Annotated in this window: 6 protein-coding genes; 3 read left to right on the top strand and 3 right to left on the bottom strand. The window is 59.7% G+C overall.

Going from position 1 to position 5,213, the window contains the following annotated elements:
* Window positions 1-292: 292 nt before the first annotated feature.
* The 3 genes from ACIPL2_RS35025 to ACIPL2_RS35015 all read right to left on the bottom strand — a co-directional run bounded on the left by ACIPL2_RS35025 (window position 293) and on the right by ACIPL2_RS35015 (window position 2,079).
* The gene (locus ACIPL2_RS35025) at window positions 293-889 is read right to left on the bottom strand and encodes a superoxide dismutase (RefSeq protein ID WP_192417135.1); all 597 of its coding nucleotides are present in this window, start codon (window positions 887-889) and stop codon (window positions 293-295) included.
* Window positions 890-1,066: 177 nt separating this feature from the next.
* Window positions 1,067-1,669, bottom strand: coding sequence for a LysE/ArgO family amino acid transporter (locus tag ACIPL2_RS35020; protein WP_401365368.1), 603 nt, complete (start codon window positions 1,667-1,669; stop codon window positions 1,067-1,069).
* Window positions 1,670-1,677: 8 nt separating this feature from the next.
* On the bottom strand, window positions 1,678-2,079 hold the full coding sequence (locus ACIPL2_RS35015) for an ACT domain-containing protein (protein ID WP_401365365.1): 402 nt from the start codon (window positions 2,077-2,079) through the stop codon (window positions 1,678-1,680).
* A gap of 96 nt (window positions 2,080-2,175) precedes the next feature.
* On the opposite strand from ACIPL2_RS35015, the gene ACIPL2_RS35010 reads away from it, so the two are divergent.
* From ACIPL2_RS35010 to ACIPL2_RS35000, 3 genes are all read left to right on the top strand, one after another.
* Complete coding sequence (locus tag ACIPL2_RS35010; RefSeq protein ID WP_401365362.1) at window positions 2,176-3,069, top strand: LysR family transcriptional regulator ArgP; 894 nt, start codon at window positions 2,176-2,178, stop codon at window positions 3,067-3,069.
* Window positions 3,070-3,123: 54 nt separating this feature from the next.
* Window positions 3,124-4,116: an NAD-dependent epimerase/dehydratase family protein gene (locus ACIPL2_RS35005; RefSeq protein WP_401365359.1), complete on the top strand. Its 993-nt coding sequence runs from the start codon at window positions 3,124-3,126 to the stop codon at window positions 4,114-4,116.
* Window positions 4,117-4,221: 105 nt separating this feature from the next.
* Window positions 4,222-5,097 carry an ATPase gene (locus tag ACIPL2_RS35000; protein WP_401365357.1) on the top strand — a complete coding sequence of 292 codons (876 nt, stop codon included), beginning with the start codon at window positions 4,222-4,224 and terminating at the stop codon, window positions 5,095-5,097.
* Window positions 5,098-5,213 lie beyond the last annotated feature (116 nt).

Raw genomic sequence — 5,213 nt, 5'->3', positions numbered from 1 at the left:
CCCCCGGAGCAATGCCGGAGTGAGGGCATGCCGAGCCTAGGCGAGGCACCGAATGGCGGGGCAAAAGCCCTTGGTTACTTGGGGCTTTTCCAAGTCACTCGCTGTAAAAGCGAAACCGTCAGCGGCCGTTACCGCAGAAACGGATATGTACACCCAAAGGAAAATGGTCGGCTACTAGGCCGCCTTCGCGAGCAAACCGACTAACCCCCCAATTTTCATCGATACACCAGGCTTCCCCTGACCCATAAAAAAACCCGGCTAAAAAGCCGGGTTTTTTTGACTGGCGTCGATCTTAAGCAGTAAAGGTTTTGCCTTCGAACTGCTCAGCCACGAATTTCCAGTTGACCAGGTTCCAGAACGCTTCTACGTACTTCGGACGCAGGTTGCGGTAGTCGATGTAGTAAGCGTGTTCCCAGACGTCGCAGGTCAGCAGCGGGGTGTCGCCGTTGGTCAGCGGGTTGCCGGCGCCGATGGTGCTGGCCAGGGCCAGGGAACCGTCAGCTTTTTTCACCAGCCAGCCCCAACCGGAACCGAAGGTGCCGATGGAAGTCTTGCTGAACTCTTCCTTGAACTTGTCGAACGAACCGAAAGAAGCGTTGATGGCCTCAGCCAGTGCGCCGGTTGGTTGACCGCCGGCGTTTGGCGCCAGGCAGTTCCAGTAGAAAGTGTGGTTCCAGACCTGAGCAGCGTTGTTGAAGATACCGCCCGAGGAAGACTTGACGATCTCTTCCAGAGTCTTGCCTTCGAACTCGGTGCCAGGCACCAGGTTGTTCAGGTTCACGACGTAGGTGTTGTGGTGCTTGTCGTGGTGGTATTCCAGAGTTTCCTTGGAAATGTGCGGCTGCAGGGCATCGTGTGCGTAAGGCAGCGGCGGCAATTCGAAAGCCATGATGATTCTCCTAATCAGGTCAGTTGCGGTGAGCGCAAGGCCGATCACGGGCGGCCAGACAAGCGCCGGGGAGTTTGTACTCTTTGCGGCGCATCGGATCGGATCATAGCACCGGGGGTGCGGCATAACCACGCAACAACTGTGTGGAATAGAGGTTCCAGAGCCTTTTGGAATAAATCACCCGGCAACGATTAACTGCAACGCTACCGTGAACATCATCACCGCCACTAACAGATCGAGCATTCGCCAGGTGCTGGGTCGAGCCAGCCACGGTGCCAGCCATGCCGCCCCGAGCGCCAGGGTGAAAAACCACAGCAATGAAGCACTGGCCGCGCCCACCACATAAGCGCCGGGCTCGGTTTGTTGGGCGCCGAGGGAGCCGATCAGCAACACGGTGTCCAGATAGACGTGCGGGTTGAGCAACGTCACCGCCAAGGCGCTGAGCATCACGGCACGCAATGAACGCACGGTCTGGTTTTCACCCTGTTGCAGGCTTTGTTTCGAGCAGGCCCGACGCAGCGCTTGTGCGCCATACCAGATCAAAAAGACGGCGCCACCCCAACGGGCGACCGCCAACAGCGTCGGGTTTTGCGCCAGCACCGTTGCCAGCCCGAACACCCCGGCGGCCACCAGCAACGCATCGCAGGTGACGCAGAGCGCTGCCACCGGCAGGTGATGTTCACGCCGCAGGCTTTGGGCCAGCACAAATGCATTCTGAGTACCGATCGCCATGATCAGCCCTGCGGCCACAAACAGGCCGTTTACATAACTTTGCCACATTAGATTTTTTACTCCGCGTTGGCCGCCAGGTCCCGCAACACGTGCAGGGCGCGATCGACATCGGCCTGGCCGACGAATAAATGGTCGTGGTAATAGCCGGCGATCACGTTGCAACTGATCCCGGCCTGGCCCAATGCAGTGGCGAATGCGGCGGTCAGGCCGACGGCTTCAAGGGCCGAGTGCACGTTCAAGGTGATCCAGGCCGCGACGTAATCGAAACTGAAACCGGCCTTCTCGGCGTGGGAACGTTCCAGAATGACAGTCAGGCCTTCCTGCTCGCGGAAGCTGCCGACAATCTCAACGCCGGCGGGCAACATGCCGTCGCGCAGGGTGCAGAACACGTAGTCGCCGGCGTTGAGTTGCGGGCTCATGCTTTTAAGAAGCGTTGCCAATGAAGTTTCGCCAGCCATGTCGGTGATCCTTGTTCAAGAGTTCTTGCTGGCCATTCTCCGGTGTGGCGTTGTATAAGATAAACCAATCCTGCTGATCGCTCATTAGGAAATCTGATGTTCGACTACAAATTGCTTTCTGCCTTGGCCGCGGTGGTCGAGCAGGCCGGATTCGAACGCGCTGCGCAGGTGCTGGGTTTGTCGCAATCGGCGATTTCCCAGCGGATCAAATTGCTCGAGGCGCGGGTCGGACAACCGGTGTTGGTACGGGTGACCCCGCCGGCGCCTACCGAAATCGGCCGGCGGCTGCTCAACCATGTGCAGCAGGTGCGTTTGCTGGAGCGTGATCTGCAAACACTGGTGCCAGCACTGGACGAAGAAGGCTTACCGGAACGTCTGCGCATCGCCCTGAATGCCGACAGCCTCGCCACGTGGTGGGCGGTGGCGGTGGGCGATTTTTGTGCGGAACAACATCTGCTGCTCGATCTGGTGGTGGAAGACCAGACCGTTGGCCTCAAACGCATGCGCGCCGGTGAAGTGGCGGCGTGCGTCTGCGCCAGTGAACGTCCGGTGGCCGGTGCACGCAGCGTGTTACTGGGCGCCATGCGCTACCGAGCATTGGCCAGCCCTGCATTCATTGCCCGGCATTTTCCAGAAGGCGTGCGCGCCGATCTGTTGTCGAAAACCCCAGCCCTGGTGTTTGGCCCGGACGATTTCCTACAGCATCGCTATCTGGCGTCCCTCGGTGTAGATGGCGGATTCGAACACCATTTGTGCCCATCGTCCGAAGGCTTCATTCGCCTCACGGAAGCGGGCCTCGGTTGGGGCCTGGTGCCTGAATTGCAGGTGCGCGAGCAACTCGAGCGCGGCGTATTGGTGGAGCTTTTGCCAGATAAGCCGATCGATGTGCCGCTGTACTGGCATCATTGGCGCAATGGCGGCCAATTGCTGGGCCTGCTCACCGATCAATTGGTGCGCTCGTCCAGGCAATGGCTGGTGCCGTTGGACTGACGGGCAGCGTCAAGACCTCACGCACTACGCAAAACGAAATATTCGGAGCAATTCATGAAGATTCTGGTCACCGGCGCAAGCGGCTTCATTGGCGGGCGCTTTGCGCGTTTCGCCCTGGAGCAGGGCCTGGACGTACGGGTCAACGGTCGCCGGGCCGAGAGCGTGGAGCATCTGGTGCGCCGTGGCGCCGAGTTCATCCAGGGCGACTTGAGCGACCCGGAACTGGCGCGTGACCTGTGTTCCGACGTCGAAGCCGTGGTCCATTGCGCCGGCGCGGTCGGCCTGTGGGGGCGTTATCAGGACTTCCATCAAGGCAATGTCCAGGTCACCGAAAACATCGTCGAGGCTTGCCTGAAGCAACGGGTCCGACGCCTGGTGCACCTGTCGTCGCCGTCGATCTACTTCGATGGTCGCGATCATCTGGGTTTGACCGAAGAACAAGTGCCCAAGCGCTTCAAGCACCCGTACGCCGCGACCAAGTACCTGGCCGAGCAAAAGGTCTTCGGTGCCCAGGAGTTCGGGCTCGAAACCCTGGCCCTGCGCCCGCGTTTCGTCACGGGTGCCGGTGACATGAGCATCTTCCCGCGCCTGCTGAACATGCAGCGCAAAGGGCGCTTGTCGATTGTCGGCAATGGCCTGAACAAGGTCGATTTCACCAGCGTGCAAAACCTCAACGAAGCGTTGCTCAGCAGTTTGCTGGCCAGCGGTTCGGCGCTGGGCAAGGCTTACAACATCAGCAACGGCACGCCGATTCCGTTGTGGGACGTGGTCAATTACGTCATGCGCAAAATGGATATCCCACAGGTGACGCGCTACCGTTCCTACGGTTTGGCCTACACCGTTGCGGCGTTCAACGAAGGGGTGTGCAAGCTGTGGCCGGGTCGCCCCGAGCCAACCTTGTCGCGCCTGGGCATGCAGGTCATGAACAAAAATTTCACCCTGGACATCAGCCGCGCCCGGCATTATCTGGATTACGATCCGAAAGTCAGTCTCTGGACCGCCCTCGATGAATTCTGCGGCTGGTGGAAGGCCCAGGACTTTCACTGACCACGCCGACTGAACCGAGTTCGGGCCTGAGGGTCAATCGGTGCGGCTATGGGGTTTATACTGCGCCGCATCACGCCATCACCGCGTTCCACAAAGGTTGCCTCAATGTCCATGCGTAACGATGCCAACGACGACTTCGACGATGTACCGAGCCTGCGTGCCAACAGCCTCGATGACGATGATTTTGTGCCCACCGCTCGTACCACCGTGCATTCGCGGACCACGCCCGTGGTCAAGGTCAAAGGCCCGAGCACCGGCCCGTTGTGGGCGCTGGTCGGCGCGTTGCTCTTTGCGTTCGCCGGCCTTGCCTGGTGGAGCTTCCAGCAGATCTCGCTGATGGAACAGCAACTGGTGGCGACCCAGGAAAGCTTCGCGCGTATCAGTGAGGACGCGGCGGGGCGCTTGCAGGACATTTCCGGCAAGGTGGTCGCCAGCCAGACCAACGTCACCAGCGACAGCGAAGCCCTGAAGCTGCAAATCAAACAGCTGGAAAGCAAACTCCTGGATCAAAGTAAACAGCAGCAAGGTGTTGTCGGCCAGACGTCGGAGCTGGACAAGCGTCTGGCGCAGATGAGCGCGCAAACCACCGAACTGGACAAGCGCCTGGCGCAGATCACCGCCCAGGGCACTGAGCAACAGACCGCCACCATCCAATTGCAGGCGCAGGTCAAAGTCTTGAACAGCGATGTAGCCGTGCTGAAAAGCGCTCCGGCGGACACTGAGCAATTCGATGCCCAACTGAAAAGCCTCGGCGCCGATATTGTCGCGCTGAAGAAACAAGGTAATCCGAGCGCAGCCATCGAACGTCTGGAACAGGAAGTGGTTATCCTCAAAAGCCAACAGGACAACCGCCCGACGCCGGCCGCCGGTGCCGCCAACATTGCCGAGTTCGACGCTTTCCGTGGCCAGGTCACCCGCAACATCAACACCCTGCAAGCGCAGATCCAGAATCTGCAGCAACAACTGCGCGCCCGACCTTAGTTTCCGGGCGCTGCGCAACCACCTAATGAAATGGCTACCCCCGCCGCCCCCTGTGATCGCCCACTAAGCTTTCACCGGGGGCTCATCGGAGATTGTTGCCATGAACAAAGTAGCTA

The organism is Pseudomonas sp. NPDC086251, assembly GCF_044746405.1.
In the GTDB taxonomy this organism is placed as follows: Bacteria; Pseudomonadota; Gammaproteobacteria; order Pseudomonadales; family Pseudomonadaceae; genus Aquipseudomonas.
The sequence above is the reverse complement of the archived record's forward strand: the minus strand, read 5'-3'. Positions and strand labels throughout refer to the sequence as shown.